Here is a 24,747-nt window from a genome sequence, read left to right on the forward strand (position 1 = left end):
TCGGGCAACGATGTTAGCGCTCACATAACGAAAGGACCCCCCACGTGTTCAAGAGGATGTCGGCGCTGCTGCTTGTCGGCGCCACCGTGATGACGATGGCCGGCTGCGGGAGCGGCGGGACGACGTCGGCGTCGCAAGCGGGACCGGGCGGTGGTGACGACAAGATCACCATGGGCTTCTCCCAGGTCGGCGCGGAGAGCGGCTGGCGTACCGCCAACACCAAGTCCGTCCAGGAGTCGGCCGAGTCGGCCGGGATCGACCTGAAGTTCTCCGACGCGCAGCAGAAGCAGGAGAACCAGATCAAGGCGATCCGCTCGTTCATCCAGCAGAAGGTCGACGTGATCGCCTTCTCGCCGGTCGTCGAGTCCGGCTGGGACACCGTGCTCAAGGAGGCCAAGAACGCCAAGATCCCGGTGATCCTCACCGACCGGGCCGTCGACTCGCAGGACACCAGCCTCTACAAGACCTTCCTCGGCTCCGACTTCGTCGAGGAGGGCAAGAAGGCCGGCCAGTGGCTGGTGGAGGAGTACAAGGACTCCACCGACACGGTGAACATCGTCGAGCTGCAGGGCACCACCGGCTCGGCTCCCGCCAACGACCGCAAGGCCGGTTTCGCCGAGGTCATCGGGGCCGACCCCAAGTTCAAGGTGATCGCCTCGCAGACCGGTGACTTCACCCGGGCCAAGGGCAAGGAGGTCATGGAGGCCTTCCTGAAGTCCAACCCGGACATCGACGTGCTCTACGCCCACAACGACGACATGGGCCTGGGCGCCATCGAGGCGATCGAGGGCGCGGGCAAGGTCCCGGGCAAGGACATCAAGATCATCACGGTCGACGCCGTCAAGGACGGCATGCAGGCGCTGGCCGACGGGAAGATCAACTACATCGTCGAGTGCAGCCCGCTGCTCGGCCCGCAACTGATGGACCTCGCCCAGAAGGTCGTCAAGGGCGAGCAGGTGCCCGCCCGGGTCGTGACCGAGGAGACGACGTTCACCCAGGAGCAGGCGAAGGAAGCCCTGCCCACCCGCCAGTACTGACGCGGGCGGGTCGCTCCGGACTCGCACTCCGGAGCGCCCCGTCGCGGGAACCCGCCGGCCCGGTGAGATCCGGGCCGGCGGGCGCGGCGGACCACGTGAACCCGGTGAATCGGGAAACCCACGGACCAGAGGACCAGTTGAAGAGGAGAGGGACGCCGCATGGACGACGCACCCGCCCCGATCCTGCGAATGCGCGGGATCTGCAAAGAGTTCCCCGGCGTCAGAGCCCTCGGTGACGTCGACTTCCGGCTCCTGCCGGGAGAGGTGCACGCGCTGATGGGCGAGAACGGCGCCGGCAAGTCGACCCTGATCAAGGTCCTCACCGGGGTCCACGCCGTCGACGGCGGCGAGATCACGCTGGACGGCTCGCCGGTGTCCTTCACCGGCCCCCTGGCGGCGCAGCAGGCCGGGATCAGCACGGTCTACCAGGAGGTCAACCTCTGCCCGAACCTCTCGGTCGCGGAGAACATCCTCATCGGCCGCGAGCCGCGCCGCCTGGGCCGGATCCGCTGGAAGGAGGTACGGCGCCGCGCCGCCGAGCTGCTGGCCCGGCTGGAGCTCGACATCGACGTGTCGGCCCCGCTGTCCTCCTGCTCCCTGGCCGTCCAGCAGATGGTCGCCATCGCCCGCGCGGTCGACGTCTCCGCCCGGGTCCTGATCCTGGACGAGCCGACCTCCAGCCTCGACGCGGGCGAGGTCGAGCAGCTGTTCCGGGTGATGCGCCGGCTCAAGGCCGAGGGCATCGCCATCCTGTTCGTCTCCCACTTCCTCGACCAGATCTACGAGATCGCCGACCGCATGACGATCCTGCGCGACGGCAGGCTGGTGGGGGAGTACCTCACCAGCGAGCTCGGCCAGGTCGAGCTGGTCGGAAAGATGATCGGCAAGGAGCTGAAGGATCTCGAGACGCTCGAGAACGCGCCCAAGGACATCGCGGCGGCAGAGCGCTCGCGGCCCTTCGCCGAGGCGAGGGCGCTGGGCCGCCCCGGCTCCGTCGAGCCGTTCACCCTCACCATCCACGAGGGGGAGGTGGTCGGCCTGGCCGGGCTGCTCGGCTCCGGCCGCACCGAGGTGGCGCGCCTGCTGTTCGGCGCCGACCACGCCACCACCGGCGAGTTGTCCGTCGGCGGCGCGCCCGTGACGCTGCGCACGCCGCGCGCCGCCACGAACCACGGGATCGCCTTCTGCTCGGAGAACCGCCGCGCCGAGGGCCTGATCCCCGACCTGACCGTCCGGGAGAACATCATCCTGGCCCTCCAGGCCGCCCGCGGGTGGGCCCGGCCGATCCCGCGCCGCACCCAGGACGAGCTCGTCGACAAGTACGTCAACGCGCTGAAGATCAGGCCGGCCGACCCCGACCGGCCGGTGAAGAACCTCAGCGGCGGCAACCAGCAGAAGGTGCTGCTGGCCCGCTGGCTGATCGTCGAGCCGAAGCTGCTCATCCTCGACGAGCCCACCCGCGGCATCGACGTCGGCGCCAAGGCCGAGATCCAGCGCCTGGTCGCGGAGCTGTCCGACGGCGGCATGGCGGTGCTGTTCATCTCCGCCGAGCTGGAGGAGGTGCTCCGGCTCAGCCACAAGGTCGGGGTCCTGCGGGACCGGCGGCTGGTGGCCGAGCTGCCCAACGACGACGACCTGACCACCGGAGTCCTCATGGAGACCATCGCGAGCGGAGGCCGCGCATGAACGCCCGCGAGCGGGGGCCGCGCGTGAGCGCCGCTGCCGTGATCAGGCACCGGCTCTTCTGGCCGGCGGCCGTGCTCGTCCTGCTGCTGCTGGCCAACGTGTTCTTCACGCCGGGCTTCCTGTCCGTCGAGCTGAAGGACGGCCACCTCTACGGCAGCCTGATCGACATCGCCCGGTTCGGCGCGCCGCTGATCCTCGTCGCGATCGGCATGACCCTCGTCATCGCCACCGGCGGGATCGACCTGTCGGTCGGCTCGGTGGTGGCGATCTCCGGGGCCCTGTCCTGTCTCTGGATCACCGGCCTGGAGGACCAGCAGAGCGTGACCGGCGTGCTCACGGCCGTCGGCGTGGCCCTGGGACTCGCGCTGTTCCTGGGGCTGTGCAACGGGGTCCTGGTCGCCGGGATCGGCATCCAGCCGATCATCGCCACGCTCATCCTCATGGTGGCGGGCCGCGGTCTCGCCCAGTTGATCACCGACGGGCAGATCCTCACCGTCAACAGCGCCCCCTACAAGCTCATCGGCGGCGGCTACTGGCTCACCCTGCCGTTCGGCGTGCTGATCGTGCTGGCCGTGCTCGGGATCACCGCGTTCCTCACCCGGCGGATGGCCCTGGGGCTGCTCATCGAGTCCGTCGGCGGCAACGCGGTGGCGAGCCGGCTGGCGGGCATCCGCTCGCGGGGGCTGATCGTGGCGGTCTACGCCTTCTGCGCGCTCTGCGCGGGCATCGCGGGACTGATGATCAGCTCGAACGTCTCCAGTGCCGACGGCAACAACGCCGGTCTCTGGATCGAGCTCGACGCCATCCTCGCCGTCGTGATCGGCGGCACGTCCCTGGCGGGCGGCCGCTTCTCCCTCGGCGGCACCGTGCTCGGCGCGCTCGTCATCCAGACGCTGACCACCACGATCTACTCCATCGGCATCCCGCCGGAGACGACGCTGCTGTTCAAGGCGCTCGTCGTGACCGCGGTGTGCCTGCTGCAGTCCCCCGCCTTCCGCGAGAAGGCCCTCAACCGCCGCCGCCGCCGTCCCCAGGCGGCGCCGGCGAGCGCCGACCCGAAGGTGAAGGTGCCGGCATGAGCTCGGACGTCCTGACCGCCGGCCCTTCCGCGTCGCTGCGCGGCCGGCAGCGCTACCTCCCCGTCATGGTGACGGCGGGCCTGCTGGTGGCCATGTTCACGGTCGGCGGCCTGCGGTACGAGGCCTTCGCCTCCGGCCAGGTCGTGCTCAACGTCTTCATCGACAACGCGTTCCTGCTGGTCGTCGCGGTCGGCATGACCTTCGTGATCCTCACCGGGGGCATCGACCTGTCGGTCGGCGCGGTGGTCGCGCTCTCCACGATGGTCACGGCGACCCTCATGACGGACCACGGCTGGTCACCGCTGGCGGTGGTCCCGCTGGTGCTGCTCATCGGCTCGGCGCTGGGCCTGGTGATGGGCTGCATGATCCACTATTTCGACATCCAGCCGTTCATCGTCACGCTGGCGGGCATGTTCCTGGCCCGGGGCCTGTGCTACGTCATCGGGACCGACTCGATCTCGATCACGGAGGAGGGCTACACGGCCGTCGCCCAGACGCAGATCGCCCTGCCCGGCGAGATGTACGTCTCGGTGAGCGTCGTCATCGCCCTGGCGGTAGTTCTCGTTGCGGCATATATGCTGCATTACACCCGGTTGGGGCGAAATGTCTACGCCATCGGGGGCAGCGAGCAGTCGGCGCTTCTCATGGGTCTGCCCGTGGCCCGGACGAAGATCGCGGTCTACACGATCAGTGGCTTCTGCTCCGCGCTCGGCGGCGTGCTGTTCTCGCTCTACACGCTCTCCGGGTACGGCCTCAACGCGCTCGGCATGGAGCTGGATGCGATCGCGGCGGTCGTCATCGGTGGGACGCTGCTCACCGGCGGGTCGGGCTATCTGCTCGGCACCGTCCTCGGCGTGCTCGTCCTCGGCCTGATCCAGACGATCATCAGTTTCGAGGGAACCCTCAGCTCCTGGTGGACCAAGATCTTCATTGGCCTGCTGCTGTTCGTCTTCATCCTGCTGCAGCGCCTGATCTCGGCGCGGCGGTCCTGACGCGAAATGGAGTCGCCCTCTATGTCCCTTCTGATTCGGGGAAGAATGTGAACGCTAACAACGATCACTATGTGATCGGCGTCGACTTCGGCACCCTGTCCGGACGCGCCGTCGTGGTCCGGGTGTCCGACGGCGCCGAGGTAGGCAGCGCCGTACACGAGTACGCCCACCGCGTGATCGAGGACCGGCTGCCCGGCACGGACGTGAAGCTGGGGCCGGACTGGGCGCTGCAGTCGCCGGAGGACTGGCGCGAGGTGCTGCGCACCGCGGTGCCCGAGGCGGTGGCCGCCTCCGGCATCTCCCCTTCGCAGGTCGTCGGGCTGGGCACCGACTTCACCGCCTGCACGGTGCTGCCCGCCACCGCCGGCGGCACGCCCCTGTGCGAGGCCGAAGGGCTGGCGGAGCGGCCCCACGCGTGGCCCAAGCTCTGGAAGCACCACTCCGCGCAGCCGCACGCCGACCGGATCAACGCCCTCGCCGCCGAGCGGGGCGAGTCCTGGCTGCCCCGCTACGGCGGGAAGATCTCCTCGGAGTGGCAGTTCGCCAAGGCCCTCCAGGTGCTGGAGGAGGACCCCGAGGTGTACGGCCGCGCCGAGCGCTGGATCGAGGCCGCAGACTGGATCATCTGGCAGCTCACCGGCGTGGAGACCCGCAACACCTGCACCGCCGGGTACAAGGGCATCCACCAGGACGGCTCCTACCCGTCCGACGACTTCCTGGCCGGGCTGAATCCCGCCCTCGCCGGTTTCACCGGCAAGCTCGGCCGGGAACTGGCTCCACTCGGCGGCCTGGCGGGCCGCCTGACGGCCGAGGCCGCCGAGTGGACCAAGCTTCCCGAGGGGATCGCGATCGCGGTCGGCAACGTCGACGCCCACGTCACCGCGGCCGCCGCCGACGCCGTGCGGCCCGGCCAGATGGTCGCCATCATGGGCACCTCCACCTGCCACGTCATGTCCTCCGACGCCCTCGCCGAGGTGCCCGGCATGTGCGGTGTGGTGCGCGACGGGATCGTGCCGGGGCTGTGGGGCTACGAGGCCGGCCAGTCCGGCGTCGGCGACATCTTCGGCTGGTTCGTCGACACCTGCGTGCCCGCCTCCTACGAGCGCGAGGCCGAGCGGCTCGGCCGCAGCGTGCACGAGCACCTCACCGAGCTGGCCGCCGCGCAGAAGGTCGGCGAGCACGGCCTGGTCGCGCTCGACTGGCACAACGGCAACCGCTCCGTCCTCGTCGACCACGACCTGTCCGCCGTGATCGTCGGCCAGACCCTCGCGACCCGGCCCGAGCACACCTACCGGGCGCTCATCGAGGCCACCGCGTTCGGCGCCCGCATGATCGTCGAGACGTTCGAGAACGCGGGGGTGCGGGTCGAGGAGTTCGTCGCCGCCGGCGGCCTGCTGAAGAACCGCTTCCTCATGCAGGTCTACGCCGACGTGCTGCGCCGCCCCATCTCGGTGATCGGCTCCGAGCAGGGCCCGGCCCTCGGCTCGGCGATCCACGCCGCCGTCGCCGCCGGGGCCTACCCCGACATCGCCGCCGCCGCCGCGGCCATGGGCAAGCGCACCGAGGCCGCCTACACGCCCGACACCGGGCGCGCCGATGCCTACGACCGGCTGTACGCCGAGTACCGCCGCCTGCACGACCACTTCGGGCGAGGAGAGCACCGCCATGACGACCCCGCCGGAAACGACGTCCTGCACCGCCTGCGCGCCCTGCGGAACGAGGTGACCGCGTGAACCCCCGCGTGCGTGAACTGCAGGAGACCGTCTGCGCCCTCCACGCCGAGCTGGTCCGCTACGACCTGGTCGCCTGGACCGCCGGGAACGTCTCGGGCCGGGTGCCGGGCGAGGACCTGTTCGTCATCAAGCCGAGCGGCGTCTCCTACGACGACCTGACCCCCGAGGCGATCGTCGTGTGCGACCTGGACGGCAACCTGGTCGAGGGCGACTACGCCCCCTCCAGCGACACCGCCGCCCACGCCTACGTCTACCGGGCCATGCCGCACGTCGGCGGCGTGGTGCACACCCACTCCACCTACGCCTCGGCCTGGGCGGCGCGCGGCGAGGCGATCCCGTGCGTGCTCACCGCCATGGCCGACGAGTTCGGCGGCGAGATCCCGGTCGGGCCGTTCGCGCTGATCGGCGGCGACGACATCGGCAAGGGCGTCGTCGCGACGCTGGAGGGCCACCGCTCCCCGGCGGTCCTGATGCAGAACCACGGGGTCTTCACCATCGGCGCCTCCGCCAAGGCGGCGGTCAAGGCCGCCGTGATGTGCGAGGACGTCGCCCGCACGGTGCACGTCTCCCGGCAGCTCGGCACGCCGCTGCCCATCGCGCAGGCCGACATCGACAGCCTGTACGACCGCTACCAGAACGTCTACGGACAGAGGAGCCCCCGTTGAACACCGAAGCGCGCGAGATCTGGTTCCTGACCGGGAGCCAGGGGCTGTACGGCGAGGACACGCTGCACCAGGTGGCCGAGCAGTCCCGGCGCATCGCCGAGGCGCTGGACGGGGCGCTGCCGTTCTCCGTGGTGTGGAAGCCCGTGCTGACCGACGCCGGGGCGATCCGGCGGATCTGCCTGGAGGCCAACGCCGCGGACGCGTGCGTCGGCGTGATCGCGTGGATGCACACCTTCTCCCCGGCGAAGATGTGGATCGCCGGGCTGGACGCGCTGCGCACCCCGCTGCTGCACCTGCACACCCAGGCGAACATGGCGCTGCCGTGGGGCTCCATCGACATGGACTTCATGAACCTGAACCAGGCCGCCCACGGCGACCGCGAGTTCGGCCACATCCAGTCCCGGCTCGGAGTGCCCCGCAAGACCGTCGCCGGCCACGTGGAGGACCCGTCGGTGGCCGCGCGCATCGGCGCCTGGGCCCGTGCCGCCGCCGGGCGCGCCGAGGTCGGCTCGCTGAAGCTGGCCCGGTTCGGCGACAACATGCGCGACGTGGCCGTCACCGAGGGCGACAAGGTCGAGGCGCAGCTGCGCTTCGGGGTCTCGGTCAACACCTACGGGGTCAACGACCTGGTCGCCGCCGTCGACGCCGCGGCGGACACCGAGGTGGACGCGCTCGTCCAGGAGTACGAGGACGCCTACAAGATGGCGCCCGAGCTGCGCGCGGGGGGCGAGCGGCACGACTCGCTGCGCTACGCCGCCCGCATCGAGCTGGGCCTGCGCGGCTTCCTGGAGGCCGGCGGCTTCGGCGCGTTCACCACGAACTTCGAGGACCTCGGCGGCCTGCGGCAGCTCCCCGGCCTGGCCGTGCAGCGGCTCATGGCCGACGGGTACGGCTTCGGCGGCGAGGGCGACTGGAAGACCTCCGTGCTGCTGCGCACCCTGAAGGTGATGTCCGCCGGGCTGCCCGGTGGCACGTCGTTCATGGAGGACTACACCTACCACCTGGTGCCCGGCCAGGAGCTCATCCTCGGCGCGCACATGCTGGAGGTCTGCCCGACCATCGCCGCCGGCACCCCCTCGTGCGAGATCCACCCCTTGAGCATCGGCGGCCGGGAGGACCCGGTCCGGCTCGTCTTCGACGCCCAGCCCGGACCGGCCGTGGTCGTCGGCCTGGCGGACATGGGCGAGCGGTTCCGGCTGGTCGCCAACGAGATCGACGTCGTGACCCCGGCCGAGCCGCTGCCCAACCTCCCCGTGGCCCGCGCGGTGTGGAAGCCCCGCCCCGACATGCGCACCTCCGCCGAGGCGTGGCTGACCGCCGGAGCCCCGCACCACACCGTGCTCTCGGCGGCGGTCGGGACCGAGGAGCTGACCGACTTCGCCGACATGCTCGGCGTCGAGCTGCTGGTCATCGACGCCGACACCACGACCCGCCAGTTCACCAAGGAGATCCGCTGGAACCAGGCCTACTACCGCCTGGCCCAGGGGTTCTAGTACGGCGCGGGTGGCCGTACGGCGCGCACCCGGGCTGAAAAAGCGGCGCCGGTACGGCGAGCCGTGGGGCGGCGTGATCCGGCGCCGCCCGTACGGTGCGCGATCCGGGCCCCGGGGAGGCTGCCCGGTCATCCAGCCCTTCTCAGCCGTCCGCGCGATAGGTGGTGAGATCGCCGTAGGCCGACAGCGGCGCGGCCGGGTCCGCCGGGTCGTCCCGCAGTACGGCGTCCAGGAACGCGACGCTGGCGGCCGCGGTGATGCGCGGCCCCTCGGTGCGGCCCAGAGAGCCTGCGAGCGCGGGCACGGGCGGCAGGTAGAGCGGTGCGTCGGTGAAAGTCAGATGCTCCGAGCCGGGGACGGTGAGCCGGTAGTTCGTCGCGGTGCCGAGTTCCAGGACGCGGGTGAGGCCGGGGATGTAGTCCGGGTCGGTGTCCGGGCCGATGGCCTGGGTGAGGGCGAGCGCCGGCTGGTGGAAGGGCCGCGGGTCGGGGTCGTGGGGGAAGCCGTCCAGGTCGATGACGGCCGCGAACCGGGGGTCCTGGTGGGCGGCCTGCAAGGCCGCGCCTCCGCCGAGGGAGTGCCCGGTCGCCGCGGCCCGGCGGGTGTCGAGGCGTCCGGTCAGCGGGCCGGGGGTCTCTCCCCGGTCCAGGCTGCCGAGCCGGGTCAGGACGAAACTGAGGTCGGCGGCCCGTACCGCGGTCCAGCGGGCCGACCGCCTGCCGTCCTCGGCCTGGTCGCCGGTCGCCGCGACCCGCGTGCGGACCGTACGGCCGTCGGCGAGGACGACGGCGGCCGAGTCGTAGGGATGGTCGAGGGCCGCGACCACGTAACCCTGGGAGGCCAGCTCCTCAGCCCAGGCGGTGTTCTGGGTGCGCACCCCGCCCAGCCCGGGGGAGAACAGCACGAGGGGGAACCGCTCGTTCCCTTCGGCCACCGCCGCGCCGGGCACCGCGTTGGTGCGGGCGCGCGGGAGGTGGTCGAGCACGAAGCCGGGAGCGCCGAGGTAGGCGGCGAGGCCGCGGGAGACCGTACGCGCCTCCCGCTCGGTGCGGCCGAGGTAGCCCGCCCGCGCGGAGCCTGCGCGTGCGGGGTACCAGAGCTGGACCACGACCGTGCGCCGGTCATCGGGATCGGGGGTGGCGGTCTCCGGGCGGGCCGGGTCGTCCCACTGCACCACGGTGGTCCCGACCGCGTAGCGGCCCGTCGGCGCGGGGAACACCGGCACCGGCAGCGCCCACGCCGCCACCGCGCTCCCGGCGACCAGGCCCAGGCACACCACCGCCCCCAGGATCGCCCCCCACCGGGCCCGCCGCGCGGGTTCCCCGGTACGGCGCCGCAGCGCGGAAGGGGCGGTGAACAACAGCGCGAGCGCGGCACCGGCGAGTGCGGGCAGCATCTGCCAGCGAGCCCCGGACACGGCCAGCGCCACCCCGCACAGCACGACGGCCGCCGCCGCGGCCAGGGCGAACGGCCGGCGGACACCGGTCGGCAGCAGGCGGGCCGCCATCAGGGCCACGGTCCCCAGCAGGACCAGGAGCTCTAGGAGGGACAGGCCCAGGCCGGTGATCGTTTCGGTCATGAGCCCATCCTCACGGGGAACCCGTGCCGGCCCATCCCTCCCGAGACCGAAACCCCATGCCACCGGGGTCGCACCGCGCCCCGCGCCCGCGCGACCCAGGTCGCACACGCCGCTCATCCCCGGCTCCGTCCGCAGGGCGGTTGAGTCCCGGGTGGACGGCCGCTCCCCGGCACCGGGCCCGCTGCCTTGACCTCAAGAGCGGTTGAGGCCGCAGGATCACCACCGGAAGTCGAGCCGACGGGAGCGATCTGATGCGCGCGGTGTGGTTGAAGGAGTTCGGCGGGCCGGAGGTACTGGTCGCGGGGGAGGCCCCGGACCCGGTGGCCGGTCCGGGGCAGGCGCTGGTGGAGGTGGCGTTCGCCGACATCACGTTCGTGGAGACGCAGTTCCGGGCGGGGGGCTTCGGCCCGTTCAAGGCCGGGCTCCCGGTCATCCCGGGCAACGGCGTCGGCGGCGTCGTCGCGGCGGTGGGCCCCGGGGCGGGGGAGGACCTGGCCGGCAGGCGGGTGGTCACCTCCACCGGCGGGTCGGGCGGCTACGCCGAGCGGGCCGCGGTGGACGCCGCCGGCTCCGGGCCGGCGACGCGCAGGACGAGCTTGCCGCGGGTGCGGCCCCGCGCGAGGCGCTCGTGCGCCTCGGCGGCCCGCTCCAGCGGGAACACCTCCTCGACCTCGACCCTGACGCGGCCGTCGTCGATCAGCCGGGCGATGCGGGCCAGCGCGGCGCCGTCCGGTTCGACCAGGAACGGGGCGGCGCGCACGCCGCGCTCCTCCGCCCGCCGGAGCAGCTCGGGGGAGACCCCGGACGGGATCGCGAGGAGGAGGCCGCCGGGAGCCAGGACGTCCAGCGACCGGGTGCCGGTCGAGTCGTGCTCGTCGCCGACCAGGTCGATGACCACGTCCACCCGGTCCACCTCCTTCTCGAAACGGGTCGCGGTGTAGTCGACGAGTTCGTCGGCTCCCAGCTCGCGCAGCCACCCGTGGTTGTCCGCACGTGCGGTGCCGGTCACATGCGCCCCGAGGTGCTTGGCGAACTGCACGGCGAAGTGCCCGACGCCTCCCGCCGCGGCGTGGACGAGCACCCGCTCGCCGGGCCGTACCGCGGCGGCGTCCACCAGGGCCTGCCAGGCGGTGAGCGCGGCCAGCGGTACGGCCGCCGCCTGGTCGTGGCCCAGCGAGCGGGGCTTGCGGGCGAACTGCCGGGAGGGGGCCGTGACGTACTCGGCGTAGCCGCCCGCCCGGCGGGGGAACCACGGCATGCCGTACACCTCGTCGCCCGGCCGCAGGGTGTGCACTCCGAAGCCGACCTCCTCGACCACTCCCGAGACGTCCCAGCCCAGGACGGACGGCGGGCCGCCGAGCACTCCGGCGATGCCGCCCCCGCCGCGGGTCTTGTGGTCGACCGGATTGACCCCGGCCGAGACGACGCGGACCAGGACCTCGGTGGGGAGCGGTTCGGGCCGGGGCAGCCGTACGGGACGCAGGACCTCCGGTCCGCCGAAAGCGTCCTGGCTGATCGCGCGCATGAGCGTCATCGGTTCTCCTCGCAGGTTCGGATCAGGCAGCGGACAAGCTATCTTCAGGGATGTAGTAACTATCAAGGGCTACTACTTCCTTTCGGAAAGCATCGAGCCCGCGCCGGGAAGGATCTCCCATGTCCGCGACCTGCGCCACGGGGCGGCACGACAAGCACGACGTCTACGCGGCGCAGTGCCCGTGCCGGGGGGTGCTGGACCTGCTGGCCAACAAGTGGGCGGCCCTGGCGATCGGGGCGCTGGAGGGCGGTCCGCAGCGCTTCGGGGCGCTGCAGCGCCGCCTGGAGGGCGTCAGCCCCAAGGTGCTCACCCAGACGCTGCGCCGTCTGGAGGACGCGGGGTTCGTGGAGCGCACGGTCTATCCCGCCGTCCCCCTGCACGTCGAGTACGAGCTGACCGGGCTGGGCCGCGGAGTCGCCGAGCCCCTGGCGGCGCTGCGCTCCTGGGTCGAACGCCACCTCGACGAGATCCAGGAGCGGAGCCTGCCCGACGTCCCGGGGAGATCGACTCCGGCGGGGTAGTAACTTCGACCCATGCGACTGGGCGTTCTCGACATCGGTTCCAACACGGTCCACCTGCTGGTGATGGACGCCCACCGGGGGGCCAGGCCGCTGCCGGCCTACTCCCACAAGGTGGAGCTGCGGCTCTCCGAGCACATGGAGGACGGCGACCGCCTCTCCGCGCACGGGGCCGGGCGGCTGCGCGAGTGCGTCGAGGAGGCCCTGCGGATCGCCGAGGACAAGGGGGTCGAGGAGCTCATGGCCTTCGCCACCTCGGCGGTCCGGGAGGCCGTCAACGGCGAGGAGGTGCTCGCGCAGATCAAGGACGAGACGCGGGTGGACATCCGGGTGCTCTCCGGCCGGGACGAGGCGACGCTGACGTTCCTGGCCGTGCGGCGGTGGTTCGGCTGGTCGTCGGGGCGGCTGCTGGTGCTCGACATCGGCGGCGGCTCGCTGGAGATCGCCTCGGGCATCGACGAGCAGCCGGACGTGGCGATCTCGCTCCCGCTGGGCGCGGGGCGGCTGACCCGGGGCTGGTTCACCGCCGACCCGCCCCCGGCCGAGGAGGTGCGGGCGCTGCGCAGGCACGTGCGGGCGGAGATCGCGCGCTCGGTGGGCGACGTCGCCAGGTACGGCCAGGCGGACCACGCCGTCGCGACGTCCAAGACGTTCAAGCAGCTGGCGCGGATCGCCGGGGCCGCGCCCTCCGGCGACGGGCCGAACGTCCGCCGGGCGCTCCGGCACGCCGACCTCACCGAGTGGGCCGGGCGGCTCGCCGAGATGGACGCCGCCGAGCGCGCGGGGCTGCCGGGGGTCTCGGAGGGGCGGGTACGGCAGCTGCCCGCCGGGGCGATCGTCGCGGACGCCACCATGGACCTGTTCGGGGTCGGGGAGCTGGAGGTCTGCCCCTGGGCGCTGCGGGAGGGGATCATCCTGCGCCATCTGGACACCCTGCCGGGCTGATCCGGCCTCCCGGGGCATCGAAGATCATTATTGCGCCGCCGCAGGTTTGCCGGGCACTTTGCCGGTAAGGGCGATTGTTATGAACAGTGCTCAGGTGGAAGGCGCCGCCCGCAGGGCGGCGAACAGTCAGACGCTGGACCGGCTGGCCCGTCTGGGCATGGTCTGCCGCGGCGTCCTGTACGGGTTGATCGGTTTCCTGTCCCTGCAGATCGCACTCGGCCGCGGCAGCGGGGGCAAGGAGGCCGACAAGACCGGCGCGATCGAGATGGTCGAGCAGCAGCCGTTCGGCCAGGTCATGCTCTGGCTGATGGCCGTGGGCTTCGCCGCGCTCACGCTGTGGCAGCTCTCCGAGGCCGTCATCGGCCGCGGCCGGACCAAGGACCGGGTCGAGTCGGGTGCGCGTACGGCGGTCTACGGGCTGGTCACGGCCACGCTGCTCGGGCTGCTGCTCCGCGGCGACCACGGAGGCTCGACCGACCAGCACTCCCAGGACCTCACCGCCGCGCTGATGAAGCTGCCCGGCGGCCAGCTCCTGGTCGGCCTGATCGGGCTCGGCCTGATCGGGCTCGGCGCGTACTGGGTGCACAAGGGCTGGAAGAAGAGGTTCCTGGAGGACCTGCGGACCGGCGAGATGCCCCCGCAGGCGCTCTCACTCGCCCGGCGGCTCGGCCTGGCCGGGTACCTCGCCCGAGGCGTGATCGCCGCGGCGGCCGGCGTCTTCGTCATCCAGGCGGCGGTCACCTACGACGCGGACAAGGCCAAGGGCATCGACTCCACGCTCCGCTCGCTGGCGGAGACCCCCGCGGGCCCGTGGCTCCTCGGGATCGTCGCGCTCGGCCTGCTGCTCTTCGCGGTCTACTGCTTCTTCGAGGCGCGCTGGCACCGGATCTGACCCCCGCCGGGCGGAGAGCGGGTTCCGCGACCGGCCGGGGCGCTCTCCGGAAACCCCGGTGACGGGAGGAACCGCACGTGGCGGCAGGTGCGGGCACGCAGGCGGAGGTCCGCCTGGCAAGCCCGACCTGCCTGTCCGGTAAGCGATCCCATTCCTACTTTTCCGAGACATCTCACCCCCCGGGGGCCCGCGTCTTCCAACGGGCTCGGACGACATCGGGAGGGCCGGATGAACGACTCACCGGAGCACGACGAGGAGTACGACAGTACCGAACGGGTCCTCCGTCTGGCGGGCTCACCCGACCAGGTGGCGCGGGCTCGCCGCCTGATTTCGGCGATCCTGGGGCGCGACCACCCCCTCTACGACGACTGCGTGCTGCTGACCAGTGAGATCGCCACGAACGCGGTGATCCACTCCCGGTCGGGCGACGGCGGGGTGTTCACCGTCACGGTCTCCTGCTCGCCCGGCTGCGTGCGGGTCTGCGTGCAGGACGAGGGCTCGGCGGAGGCGCCCTGCCTCTGCCACGCCTCGGCCGAGGACACCGGGGGCCGCGGGCTGCCGCTGCTGGAGGCGCTGGCCCACCGGTGGGGCCTGGTCAGGGAGGCGGGGATGAACAAGGTCTGGTTCGAGCTCGTGCCGGAGCTGGCCGGGGTCTCCCTGCGCAGCCTCGCCGGCGCCAGATGACCTCTCGCGGGACACCGGACATCGTGGCCCTGGAACGGGACGGCGTCATCGAGGTCCTCCCCGGCGGCGACCACAGGAAGATCCACATCCTCGACCGCTCGGAGGAGTGGCGGGACGGGCGGGTGTTCGAGCCGGAGGACGTCGGCATCGGAAGGTCGTGGAAGTACGACCCCCTCACCGTCACCGGCTCGATGACCCTCACCGGCTGAGCCGCGGGCCTCACGGGGACGCGGCCCCGGCCGGGGGAGAGGCGAGCAGGCGGTCCAGGACGCGCACGCCGAACTCGAGGCCCTCGACCGGGACCCGCTCGTCCACGCCGTGGAACATGCCGTGGTAGTCGAGGCCGGGGGTGAGCATCAGGGGGGCGAAGCCGTACCCGGCGATGCCGATGCCGGCGAAGGACTTGGCGTCGGTGCCGCCCGACATCACGTACGGCACCGGCCGCGCGTCCGGGTCCTCGGCCCGCAGCGCGGCGCAGAGCCCGTCGTAGAAGGGGGAGTCCATCGGCGCGGAGGGGGCGTCCTCCAGGTTGACGAACTCGCGGGTCACCTTGGGACCCAGCAGCCGGTCGACCGTCTCCAGGAACTCCTCGCGCAGCCCCGGCAGGAACCGGCCGTCCACGTGGGCCACGGCGGAGCCGGGCACCACGTTGACCTTGTAGCCGGCCTCCAGCATCGTCGGGTTGGCCGAGTTGCGGATCTGCGCCCTGAACAGGGCGCCGGCGGGGCCGAGCCGGTCGGCCTCGGCCTCCAGCCGGTCCCGGTCGACCCGCTCGCCCAGGATCTCCTCCAGCGAGGAGAGCAGCGCCTCGACGGCGGGCGTCAGCCGTACCGGCCAGCGGTGGGCGGCGAGCCGGGACAGCGCGTGGCAGAGCTCGGCGACCGCGTTGTCCACCGGCGGGCGGGAGCCGTGACCGGCGACGCCGCGGGCGGTCAGCCGCATCCAGGCGGTGCCGCGCTCGCCCACCGCGACGGGGTAGATCCGCGCGCCCGGCGCCTGCACGCTGTAGCCGCCCGACTCGCTGATCGCCTCGGTGCAGCCGTCGAACAGCTCCCGGTGGCGGGTGACCGCGTGGCGCGCGCCGTACTCGCCGGTGGCCTCCTCGTCGGCGAGGAACGCCAGCACCAGGTCGCGGCCGGGCCGCACGCCGCGCCGCGCCCAGCCGAGGACCAGGGCGAGCGTCATCGCCAGCGTGCCCTTCATGTCCACCGCGCCCCGGCCCCAGACGCAGCCGCCGGCGACCTCCCCGGAGAACGGGTGGATCCGCCAGTCGGCGGGTTCGGCGGGGACCACGTCGAGGTGGCCGTGGACCAGCAGGGCCTCGGGCGAGTCGCCGGGAATCCTGGCGACCACGCTGGTGCGGTGCGGAGCCGGCTCGAAGACGACCGGCTCGACGCCGGCGTCCGACAGCAGCCCGGCGACGTACTCGGCCGCCGGGCGCTCGCCGGGGCCGGGGTTGGTGGTGTCGAACCTGATCAGGTCCGAGCAGATCCGTGCGACCTCGCTCATTGGAGAACACTCCTCGAATCCGGTTGCCCGCCCTGCGGGCCCTGTGCGCCGGCCGCCCGCCATGCCCGCTCCCCGCGCTCAGAACCGCGGGATCTCGGCCAGGTACAGGGTGATCGGCTGGGTGCTCACGGCCCTCGCGTCCGGTGCGGGGGACTGGGAGGTCACCCGCCAGCCGGAAGGGTCCCCGACGGTGGCCGGGACGAGGGAGATGGCGTAGAACCCGGCCGACTGCAGCCGGTCCTGCGCGGTCGCCCCGTCCGCGCCGCGCACGTCGGGCACGATGAGCTCCGGGGCGGACGGGGCTCCGTCCGCCCCGGAGGCGGGCGCCCTCGTGCGGGGGGCGCCGGTCTCCGGGAACGGCGTGCCGCCGGGAGGGGCGGTGCCCTCCGGGGCCGGGGTGAAGACCGGCGGGACGGAACGGGTCCCGGCCGGAGGCGGGGGAGAGCCGCCGGTCAGGAAGATCACCACCCCCGCCAGCACGCTGCCCGCGATCGTCAGCGCGGACATCGCGGTCACCGGGTTCCCCGGCGCGGGGGAGGAGCCCGGAGGCGGCGCGTGCGGCGGAGCCTGGAGGACCGCGGGGAGCGGCGCGCGCAACGGCACCGGCGGGACCGGAAGGTACGGCGGGTCCTGCCCGGCCGCCGGAGGGGGCGGGTACGGCGGGGCCTGGAGGGGCACCGGCCCCGGAGCCGGTGGCGGGGCGGGGCGGGAGCCGGGCGGCGGGGACCAGGGGAGGCCGGGCGGCGGGAACGCGGTCCCGGAGCCGCGACCGGGCCGTGGGTGGTTCAACGCCGGACCCCCATTCCCCCTGCGCACGTCCTCCACGCGAACGGCGTCCAACCGTGACTTTATGCGCCTCGCGCGGAGATCGGCCGCCACGGCCGTATCGGTTCCGTCACGGGCGGACGGGCGGCGCACCTGAATCGCTTTTGTCAGGGCCGAGCCCTAATGTCCGCGGCATGACGAATGCGGTGCAGGCATACACCTATGCCGGTCCCTCCGCCCTCGCGGAGGGTCATCTCGGGTTGTCGACCTCCGGGGGCAGGACGGCCACGGGCTTCCTCGACCACCCGCGGTTCTTCAGCGGGCTGCTCACCCAGGCCGCGCCCGCCGCGGCGGGACTGCTCGCGGTGGCGGACGTGGCGCTGGCCCGCTACCACCGGCCGCAGCCGGGCTTCACCCGCGACCCCGTGGTGACCTGCGGCGGCGACCGGCTCCGCTTCGAGTCCTTCTCCGCCTGCGGCGGCGTCTACGCCCGCCTCGACGTGCTCGGCCCCGCCCTCGACGGCGAGGTGTTCGACCGGGGCACCACCAACGTGGACGTGAACAACCCGCTGCGCGAGGCGCTGGCCCGGGTCGGCGGCCGGGACCCGCTGCACGTCGGCGTCGGTCCCGACGAGCTGACCGTGACCACGATGGACGGCGCGGTGGTGGAGAAGAAGGTGCCGCTGCCCGCCCGGTGGCTGCGCGGCTTCGCCGAGGTGCAGGTGATCGCCGCCGGGTTCGACCTCCGCGCCGAGCTGCCCGGCCCGCAGGCCGTTCGGTTCCTGCGCAGCCTGCCCCGGCGGGCGGCGGCCGAGGTGTGGGCGGTGCCGGCCGGGCGGGAGCTGCGGGTCTCCGACCGGCACGCGGCCGGAGGGGTGCACCTGGCCGGGGTCGGACGGCTGTCCACGATGACGCCGCTGCTGCGCTTCGCCAAGGCCCTGCGGGTGTACGGCCCGGCGGGTGCGTCCGCCGGGTCCGGCTCCAGCGCCTGGGAGCTGGAGCTGCCCGGAATGCGCTACACGCTGGCCCTGTCCCCGCAGGCCTGGCGCGGCTTCTCCGGCGAGGGGGCGGTCCTCGACGACCTCGCCCGCGACGAGACCGCCGAGGACGCCGACCTGGTCGGCGTCCTGCTCGACTTCGAGCCCACCCTGGAGCCGGGCGTGCTCGCCGAGCGCTCCGGGCTGTCCCCGCAGCGGGTGCGCGCCGCCCTCACCCAGCTCGGCACCGCGGGCCGGGTCGGCTACGACCTCGCCGAGGCCGCGCACTTCCACCGCGAGCTGCCCTACGACCGCGCCCACGTCGCGGCGCTCAACCCCCGCCTCACCTCGGCCCGCAGACTCGTCGAGGCGGGCGCCGTCCGGCTGACCGGCGGGGACTCCGCGGAGGTCACCACCGGCGGCGGCGTGCGGCGGGTCCGGATCGAGGAGGGCTCGTGCACCTGCGAGTGGTGGTACGACCACCGGGGCTCGCGCGGCCCCTGCAAGCACGTGCTCGCCGCCCGGATCGCCCTGCGGGAGGTTCCGGCGTGACCGCGTGGGACGAGGTCCGCGAGCTCATCGACGCGGGCGACGCGGACAAGGTCGCGGCCCGGGTCGCGGAGTTGGACGGGACGGAGCGGCGCGGGGTCGCCCAGGCGCTGCCCGGCCACATCGCCGCGGCGCGGGAGGCGGCGCACCGGGCCGAGGAGGAGAAGAGGCAGCGACTGCTCGCCGAGCGTCACCGGGCGATGAGGCTGTCGCAGGAGGAGTTCGACCGCTACGCCACCGAGCGCGGGCTCCCCCGGGAGGGGCGTCGCCGCTGGGCGAGCAACCTGCACGGCGACTGGCTGGACCGTTCGGGCCCCAGCACGTGCTTCGCCGAGCGCGACGCCTGGATCGACCCGATGCGCGCCGCCGGCGCGGGCACGATCGAGAGCGTGACGGCGGTGATCTCCTGGCTGAACCGGAGCGACTTCGACCGCTGGAGGTCCCCCGCCGACGCCGCCGGGCCGGTGGCCCGGGCCGTCGCGGCGCGCCCGGCCGCGTGGCGGGCCGATCTGGCGGTACGGCTGGCGCTGAAGGTCAGAGCGATCCGCGGAGACGTGAGGTGGTACGGCGACCCGGTCGACCGGCACCTGCCGCTGGCGCTGGAGCTGTTCCGGCGGCTCGGGACGGCGCCGCCCGAGCACGACCCGCTGGTGGTGGGCTGGGTGTCGATGCGGCCGGACGCCGACCGGCTGCGGGAGGACCCGCTCCTGGACGTGCTGCTGCCGAGGATCTTCCAGGCGGAGGGGGTGGGCCGGGCGCTGCGCGAGGAGCGGGCCGATCCGCCCGCGCCGGACTCGTGGCTGGGAGTGCTGACGACCCTGGCCGCCGAGGGGCGGATCTCCCGGGAGCTGCTGCTGAGCGGGTGCGCGGGCCGGTTCCTGCGCGGCGGGAGCGCCACCGACCTGCGTTTCTTCGCGCGCCTGCACGAGTCGCTGAATCCGTCCGAGGCGGAGGTCGCCGGCCGGGCACGGGACTATCTGCGGCTGCTGCCCGTGGCGCCGGGCCCGGTGGCGGAGCTGGCGCTCAGGCACCTGCGCCGCCTGGACGCGGAGCCGCTGGACCCGGCCGACGTGGTGGAGGCGCTGGAGGGGCTGCTGTTCCGGGCCGAGGGCGGACTGGTGCGGGCCGGGCTGGCCTGGCTGGAGGAGCGGCTGACGGCGGGCCCGGGGCGGGCCGACGAGCTGGCCCCGGCGCTGGCCTCGGCCCTGGGCCACGAGGCGCGGGCCGTACAGGAGAAGGCCGTGGTGCTGGCGGTCAGGCACGCCGCGCTGTTCTCCCCGCCCGGCGCGGAGGCGCTGCGGGAGGCGGCCGGGCCGCTCCCGCCGGACCTGCACAACCGGATGGCCGGGGTCTTCGGCGGGGAGCTCCGGCCCGAGCCCGAGCCGGAACCCGAGCCGGAGGAGGTCCTCGTCCCGCGCGCGATCCCGACGCTGCCCGCCCCCACGGCGTTCCCGCCGGTGCCGGAGACGCCCCGGGCGGTGGCCGAGCTGTACGGGAAGGACGGCTGGGCCGCCGCCGAACGTTTCCTCGCAGGGTTCGTCCGCCACGCCGCGCGGGACCGGGACGGGCTCCGCGCCGCGCTGGCCGCGCACCGGGCCCCGATCACGGACAGGGACCTGTGGTGGTATCCGGAGGAATGGGCCGCCGCGCTCCTGGCGGAGCTCGCCGAACCCGGAGCGGGGTGTGTTCCGGAAGGGTCCGCCTTCCTGGACGGGGCACGCCGATTCCCGGACGAGGCCGGCCGGACGGCCGGGTCCGCGCCGTTCACCGCACCGCCCCGGCCCGCCGCGGACCGCATCCCCGGCACGCAGGAGGCCTCCGCGCCGCACCGGTTCATCCTCAGGCGGTACGCGGAGATCCTCACCGCGCTGCGGGACGGCGCGCTCCCGCCGCTGCTGCTGGCCACGCCCACGCTCGGCACCGGCCACCTGGACCCGGCCGAGCTGGTCGCCCGGCTGGCGGAGCTGGAGGAGGCAGGGGCGGAGCCGCTCCCCACCGACCTGCTGCAGGCGCTCCTGCGGCTGCCCCGGACGGACGCCGACCCGGCCGTGACGGCCCGGGCCGCCGCGCTGACCTCCGCCGCCGGTCGCGAGGCGGCCCGGTGGCTGGCCGGGGGAGTGCTGCCCGACCCGGAGGTGACCGTCCGGTGGTTCTGCTCTCCCGGGCAGGAGAGCGGCTGGTGGAGGGGAGAGGCCGCGCGGGAGTGGTGGACGGGCGGCGAGCGCCCGGCCGGGCACTGGCTCGACGGGTGCGAGCCGGCGGGGGAGCCGAAGCCCTGGCAGGCGATGGCGGTGGTCTCCATCGCCCCTGCCGGACCCGGGGAGCCCGCGGCCGGCGGGTCCGGGCCGCTCGGGCGCGCCGTGGCCGCGTTCACCGCGGAGCTGCTGGTCCCGCCGCTCCCGATCGCCGAGGAGGCGGTCGGGTACTACGGCAAATGCGCGGACTGGTGGCCGGGCGTCATGCCGTCCCACCGGGAGGTGGTCGCCGCGCACCTGGTCCCGATCCGGTTCTGGAAGGGACGCGACGCCGGGTCCGTCCACAGACGGCTCACCGACCTCGCCGTGCTGCAGGGCCCGGCCGGACAGGCGGTCGCGCTGCTCCTGGCCGAGCGGCTCGCCGCGGGCCCGGCCGTGCACCCGCTCCGCGCCCTGCAGCACCTCGCCGCCGGCGGGGCGCTGCCCGCCGCCGCCCTCGGCGCGGAGCTCGGGCAGCGGGTGCGCCGGGGCTGGGCCGCGATCGAGAACGTACGGGCGGTCCTGGAGGACGCCGTCCGGCAGGGCGCCCACCGCGAGGCCTGGGCGGTGACGGCCGCCCTTTTGCCCGCGGTCCTCCCCGCCCCCGGCGTACGGCCCCGCAAGGTCCTGCTGGACTTCCTCACCTTCGCCCGCAAGGTCGCCGGATGGGCCGGGGCGTCCGGGGAGATCCCCGAGGTCGCCGCGGTGGCCGCCCGGCGGGGCGGCAACCGGCTTTTTCAGGAATGCCGCAGCCTGCACGCTCTTCTGACGTCCGGGAGGCAGGAGGGGGACGAGCCCTGAGCGCGGCCGCCGGGGCCGCCCGCGGTCTCTCCGGTGAAGACCCGGAAGAGCCGCTCGTGGTCGATCCCCACCGTGATGAACGTCCCGCTCCCGGCCGCCGGGAGCGCGCCCCAGGCGCCGCTCCCGTCCTGGACCATCTCGACCTCCGCCCAGGCGGCGACGGCGCCGTCGACGGCGACGCAGGCCGCGGTGGGATCGTGCAGCAGTTTCCCGCCCGGCTTCCTGCGCAGGTAGTGCTCCATGCCCTCGAACAGCAGGGCCAGGCCGGCGGAGCGGTCCCGCAGGGGCCGCAACCGCTCGTGGAAGCGCCGGTCGTAGACGACGCCGTGGGTGACGTTCTTGGAGACCAGCTCCCGCCGCCCGATGCGGCCGCCCGAGGACAGCGCGAGCCGGGCGGCCCGCGGCGCGCCGTTGAAGTTGAACGTCGGGCACGTGAGGCGGCCGTCGAACTTGGGCAGCCGGTGCTCGGGCGCCACGACGTTGTCCCCGGCGAACCCGCCCTGCGCCACCCAGCGGCTCAGCCGTGCCTCCGGGTGCCCGTCGAGCAGCCGCCCGAGGTTGTGCAGGGGTCCGCCGGTGAGGAGGACGGCCTCCGGATGGTCGCGCAGGGTCCGGGCCGTCAGCTCGGCGGGCCCGGCGTCCGCCGGGGCCGGTGCGGGGGTGCCGAGCCAGCGGTGGTGGAAGGCCGACACGTGGTCCTTCCCGGTGCCGGGGTCGCAGGCGCCCACCGGGACGTCGTCGCGGCCCAGCCGTCCGAGCACCCGTCTGACCAGCCCCACCTGGGCCGGGGATCCGGGGGTGACGGTGACGGCGCGCAGCCGCACCGCCGGATGCGTCGCCACCAGGCAGAGGGTCAGCACGTCGTCGGGGTCCTGGGTCTCGAGGTCGAAGATCAGATCCAGTGTCACGCGGTGCGGCCTCGTTTCCGGTCGGGAATCCTGAACGGCCGCTCACGGTATTGACCGCCGGGAGGAGAACGCGACCCGTTTTCCAGGGCGCCCGGTCGTCTCCCGGGGCTCCGCCGGCCGGCGTCATCGTCCGGGGCTCCGCCGGTCGGCCGGGTGACGGACCCGCGGTCACCCGCGGGAGGGACGCCGTACGGCCCGGCGCGGGCTACCTTTCGTACCGGCTCCACCGGGCCGGGCCCTGCTCCCGCCGGGAGCAGGTGCGCGGCATACGACCTGATCCCCTCTGCATCCCCTCTGCGGAGCGAGGCCGACCCCTCCCCACGCCTGAAGGCGGGAGTCTCCACGCTTCAAGGAGGTTCGATGAAGAAGGCGCTTCCCGGGACCCGGCGCAGGACGGCGCCGGCCGTCGCGATCGCGTCGCTCGTGGTCGTCGTGGGGGCGGTCGCGGCGGTCGTGCTGAACCGCCTCGCCGCGGACGGGCCCCCGTTCACGCTCGCCACCCCGCTCGTCCTGAGGCCCGTGCTGGAAACCGAGTACGACGACTCCTGCGCCGAGGGGTACCTGCCGAATCCCCGCGGAGACCAGTGCTACCGGCTGGGCGAGGGGATGACGGTCAGACAGGCCCTGGACCTGCGGGAGCAGGAAGCCGAAACGGGTGAATGGATGCTCGTCATCCGTTTCACCCCCGCCGACGGTGCCGTGTTCGGCGAGCTGACCGGCCGCCTGGCGGCCCAGTCCGACCCCCTCGACCAGCTCGCCGTCGTCGTGGACGGGAAGATCGTCACTGTTCCGCGGGTCACGGACCCGATCACCGGTGGGGATGTCCAGCTGACGGGCGGGTGGAGCAGCCGCGAGGAGATCGCCGTTCACGTCGACCGGCTCACCCCCTGACGGAGGGCGCGGACCCGCCGGACGCGGTACCGCGGCGGCCGGGTGCCGCTGCGGGCGTTCTTCCGGGTCGAGCGTGGCGGCCGCCCGGGAGACGAGCTCCCGGGCGGCCGGGCCGGTGAGGACGTACGCCTAGAGATAGAGGCCGGTGGTGTCGGGGGCGGCGGGCCGGTCGGCCACGCCGTCGCGCAGGGCGAACAGTTCGGCGAGGGTGGCGCCCGACGGGGCCACGCCCTCGCCGGTGCCGAGCCAGGCGGCCGCCTCGTCGTACGGCAGCGCGCCCACCTCGACCTGGGCCAGGCAGCGGCCCGGCCGGACCACGGCCGGGTGGAGGCGGGCGAGGTCCTCGTTGGTGGTGATGGCCACCAGGACGTCGCGGCCCTGGCCGAGGAGGCCGTCGGTGAGGTTGAGCAGGCGCGACAGGCCCTGCCCCGTCGCCTCCTTGGCACCGCCCCTGATCAGCTCGTCGCAGTCCTCCAGCACCAGCAGGCGCCACTTCTCGCCGCCGTCGTCGTCGCCGGAGTCGGAGCCCACGGCGACCTCCATCAGGTAGCCGGGCGAGCCGAAGAGCCGCTCCGGGTCGAGCACGCAGTCCACCTGGCACCACGACCGCCACTCGTGGGCGAGCGTGCGCAGCAGCGTGGTCTTGCCGGTGCCCGGCGGGCCGTGCAGCAGGACCAGGCGGCCGTGCACGTCGTCCGGGGTGACCGACATCAGGCGGGAGAGCGGGCCGTGCAGGGAGCGGGCGTAGTTGCCGCTCACCTCCGCCCAAGGGGAGGTGGTGATCGGCTTGCCGGAGCGGCGGCTGCCGTGGCTGCCCTGCCACCAGAAGCCCATCTCGACGTGGTCGCTCTCCGGCGCGGGCTCGACGGCGTCCCTGGTGACCTCCTCGACCACCGAGCGGGCGAGCTCCTCGCTGACCGCGGTCACGCTGACCGTGGCGGACCGGTTCTTGAACCGGATCACGCGCAGCGTCCAGCCCTCCCCGGTGACCAGCCGGGAGTCCCGGCCGTCCTCCTCGCGGGCCGCCCGGACGAGCGTCCCGGCGGCGGGCATGAGCGGCGCGTCGGAGCGCACCCGCTCCAGGCTCGCCGTGCGGGCCCAGGGCTGCGCGCCGGTGGCGAACGGGGACAGCGCGAGGGCGTCGATGACGTCGACCGCGCCGTCGGTGTCGTCGATCCAGATGTTCATGGGCAGCTCCGCCGGGCGCTGCTCCGGGGCGAAACGGACCTCCTTCAACACGGACATGCCGCCCATGATCCCGCCCCGGTCCGCGGAC

21 protein-coding genes and 1 pseudogene are annotated in these 24,747 nt (G+C 73.7%); 16 read left to right on the top strand and 6 right to left on the bottom strand.

Annotation, left to right across the window (positions count from 1 at the left end; all coding sequences use genetic code 11):
• Window positions 1-44: 44 nt before the first annotated feature.
• The 7 genes from FHS22_RS16525 to araA all read left to right on the top strand — a co-directional run bounded on the left by FHS22_RS16525 (window position 45) and on the right by araA (window position 8,685).
• On the top strand, window positions 45-1,037 hold the full coding sequence (locus FHS22_RS16525; RefSeq protein ID WP_338047776.1) for an ABC transporter substrate-binding protein: 993 nt from the start codon (window positions 45-47) through the stop codon (window positions 1,035-1,037).
• Window positions 1,038-1,196: 159 nt separating this feature from the next.
• A complete protein-coding gene (locus tag FHS22_RS16530; protein WP_184942624.1) occupies window positions 1,197-2,723 on the top strand; it encodes a sugar ABC transporter ATP-binding protein in 1,527 nt (508 codons plus the stop codon).
• Window positions 2,720-3,802: an ABC transporter permease gene (locus FHS22_RS16535; RefSeq protein WP_184942626.1), complete on the top strand. Its 1,083-nt coding sequence runs from the start codon at window positions 2,720-2,722 to the stop codon at window positions 3,800-3,802. Before FHS22_RS16530 ends, FHS22_RS16535 begins: the two co-directional genes overlap by 4 nt.
• Complete coding sequence (gene yjfF / locus FHS22_RS16540; RefSeq protein WP_184942628.1) at window positions 3,799-4,794, top strand: galactofuranose ABC transporter, permease protein YjfF; 996 nt, start codon at window positions 3,799-3,801, stop codon at window positions 4,792-4,794. The genes FHS22_RS16535 and yjfF overlap by 4 nt, the downstream gene beginning before the upstream one ends.
• Window positions 4,795-4,841: 47 nt before the next feature.
• Window positions 4,842-6,527, top strand: a complete 1,686-nt coding sequence (gene araB / locus FHS22_RS16545) for a ribulokinase (protein ID WP_184942629.1) — start codon at window positions 4,842-4,844, stop codon at window positions 6,525-6,527.
• Window positions 6,524-7,192, top strand: coding sequence for an L-ribulose-5-phosphate 4-epimerase (locus tag FHS22_RS16550; protein ID WP_184942630.1), 669 nt, complete (start codon window positions 6,524-6,526; stop codon window positions 7,190-7,192). Before araB ends, FHS22_RS16550 begins: the two co-directional genes overlap by 4 nt.
• The gene (gene araA / locus FHS22_RS16555) at window positions 7,189-8,685 is read left to right on the top strand and encodes an L-arabinose isomerase (protein WP_184942631.1); all 1,497 of its coding nucleotides are present in this window, start codon (window positions 7,189-7,191) and stop codon (window positions 8,683-8,685) included. Before FHS22_RS16550 ends, araA begins: the two co-directional genes overlap by 4 nt.
• A 142-nt stretch (window positions 8,686-8,827) precedes the next feature.
• Here the strand turns inward: araA and FHS22_RS16560 are convergent, their stop codons facing one another.
• The gene (locus tag FHS22_RS16560; protein WP_184942632.1) at window positions 8,828-10,264 is read right to left on the bottom strand and encodes an alpha/beta hydrolase family protein; all 1,437 of its coding nucleotides are present in this window, start codon (window positions 10,262-10,264) and stop codon (window positions 8,828-8,830) included.
• Window positions 10,265-10,515: 251 nt separating this feature from the next.
• On the opposite strand from FHS22_RS16560, the pseudogene FHS22_RS39615 reads away from it, so the two are divergent.
• A pseudogene (locus FHS22_RS39615) lies at window positions 10,516-10,770 on the top strand (alcohol dehydrogenase catalytic domain-containing protein); the annotation flags it as partial.
• Between the two features lie 29 nt (window positions 10,771-10,799).
• Here the strand turns inward: FHS22_RS39615 and FHS22_RS16565 are convergent.
• On the bottom strand, window positions 10,800-11,798 hold the full coding sequence (locus tag FHS22_RS16565; RefSeq protein WP_260407995.1) for an NADP-dependent oxidoreductase: 999 nt from the start codon (window positions 11,796-11,798) through the stop codon (window positions 10,800-10,802).
• A gap of 119 nt (window positions 11,799-11,917) precedes the next feature.
• Here FHS22_RS16565 and FHS22_RS16570 point away from each other — a divergent pair, with 119 nt between their 5' ends.
• From FHS22_RS16570 to FHS22_RS16590, 5 genes are all read left to right on the top strand, one after another.
• Window positions 11,918-12,319, top strand: a complete 402-nt coding sequence (locus FHS22_RS16570; protein ID WP_184942633.1) for a winged helix-turn-helix transcriptional regulator — start codon at window positions 11,918-11,920, stop codon at window positions 12,317-12,319.
• Between the two features lie 12 nt (window positions 12,320-12,331).
• Window positions 12,332-13,261: a Ppx/GppA family phosphatase gene (locus FHS22_RS16575; RefSeq protein ID WP_184942634.1), complete on the top strand. Its 930-nt coding sequence runs from the start codon at window positions 12,332-12,334 to the stop codon at window positions 13,259-13,261.
• A 79-nt stretch (window positions 13,262-13,340) separates the two neighbouring features.
• Entirely contained in the window at window positions 13,341-14,153 is an 813-nt protein-coding gene (locus tag FHS22_RS16580; protein ID WP_184942636.1) for a DUF1206 domain-containing protein, read from the top strand.
• A gap of 228 nt (window positions 14,154-14,381) precedes the next feature.
• On the top strand, window positions 14,382-14,837 hold the full coding sequence (locus tag FHS22_RS16585) for an ATP-binding protein (RefSeq protein ID WP_184942637.1): 456 nt from the start codon (window positions 14,382-14,384) through the stop codon (window positions 14,835-14,837).
• Complete coding sequence (locus FHS22_RS16590) at window positions 14,834-15,046, top strand: hypothetical protein (protein WP_184942639.1); 213 nt, start codon at window positions 14,834-14,836, stop codon at window positions 15,044-15,046. The genes FHS22_RS16585 and FHS22_RS16590 overlap by 4 nt, the downstream gene beginning before the upstream one ends.
• A 10-nt stretch (window positions 15,047-15,056) precedes the next feature.
• Here FHS22_RS16590 and FHS22_RS16595 read toward each other — a convergent pair whose 3' ends face one another.
• Together FHS22_RS16595 and FHS22_RS16600 are read right to left on the bottom strand one after the other, a co-directional pair.
• Window positions 15,057-16,346, bottom strand: coding sequence for a M20/M25/M40 family metallo-hydrolase (locus FHS22_RS16595; protein ID WP_184942641.1), 1,290 nt, complete (start codon window positions 16,344-16,346; stop codon window positions 15,057-15,059).
• A gap of 78 nt (window positions 16,347-16,424) precedes the next feature.
• Window positions 16,425-16,949, bottom strand: coding sequence for a PASTA domain-containing protein (locus FHS22_RS16600; protein ID WP_184942642.1), 525 nt, complete (start codon window positions 16,947-16,949; stop codon window positions 16,425-16,427).
• A gap of 356 nt (window positions 16,950-17,305) precedes the next feature.
• On the opposite strand from FHS22_RS16600, the gene FHS22_RS16605 reads away from it, so the two are divergent.
• On the top strand, window positions 17,306-18,640 hold the full coding sequence (locus FHS22_RS16605) for an SWIM zinc finger family protein (RefSeq protein WP_184942644.1): 1,335 nt from the start codon (window positions 17,306-17,308) through the stop codon (window positions 18,638-18,640).
• Entirely contained in the window at window positions 18,637-21,672 is a 3,036-nt protein-coding gene (locus tag FHS22_RS16610) for a DUF7824 domain-containing protein (RefSeq protein WP_184942646.1), read from the top strand. The genes FHS22_RS16605 and FHS22_RS16610 overlap by 4 nt, the downstream gene beginning before the upstream one ends.
• Here FHS22_RS16610 and FHS22_RS16615 read toward each other — a convergent pair.
• Window positions 21,609-22,580, bottom strand: coding sequence for a nucleoside hydrolase (locus tag FHS22_RS16615; RefSeq protein ID WP_338047777.1), 972 nt, complete (start codon window positions 22,578-22,580; stop codon window positions 21,609-21,611). The genes FHS22_RS16610 and FHS22_RS16615 overlap by 64 nt on opposite strands.
• 360 nt (window positions 22,581-22,940) lie before the next feature.
• On the opposite strand from FHS22_RS16615, the gene FHS22_RS16620 reads away from it, so the two are divergent.
• Window positions 22,941-23,471: a SecDF P1 head subdomain-containing protein gene (locus FHS22_RS16620; RefSeq protein ID WP_184942647.1), complete on the top strand. Its 531-nt coding sequence runs from the start codon at window positions 22,941-22,943 to the stop codon at window positions 23,469-23,471.
• A 129-nt stretch (window positions 23,472-23,600) separates the two neighbouring features.
• On the opposite strand, the gene FHS22_RS16625 is transcribed toward FHS22_RS16620, so the two are convergent.
• Window positions 23,601-24,716, bottom strand: a complete 1,116-nt coding sequence (locus tag FHS22_RS16625; protein ID WP_184942649.1) for a DUF5925 domain-containing protein — start codon at window positions 24,714-24,716, stop codon at window positions 23,601-23,603.
• Between the last annotated feature and the right edge of the window lie 31 nt (window positions 24,717-24,747).

This window comes from Thiemannella venezuelensis, assembly GCF_014203605.1.
Taxonomy (GTDB): domain Bacteria; phylum Actinomycetota; class Actinomycetes; order Streptosporangiales; family Streptosporangiaceae; genus Planomonospora_A; species Planomonospora_A venezuelensis.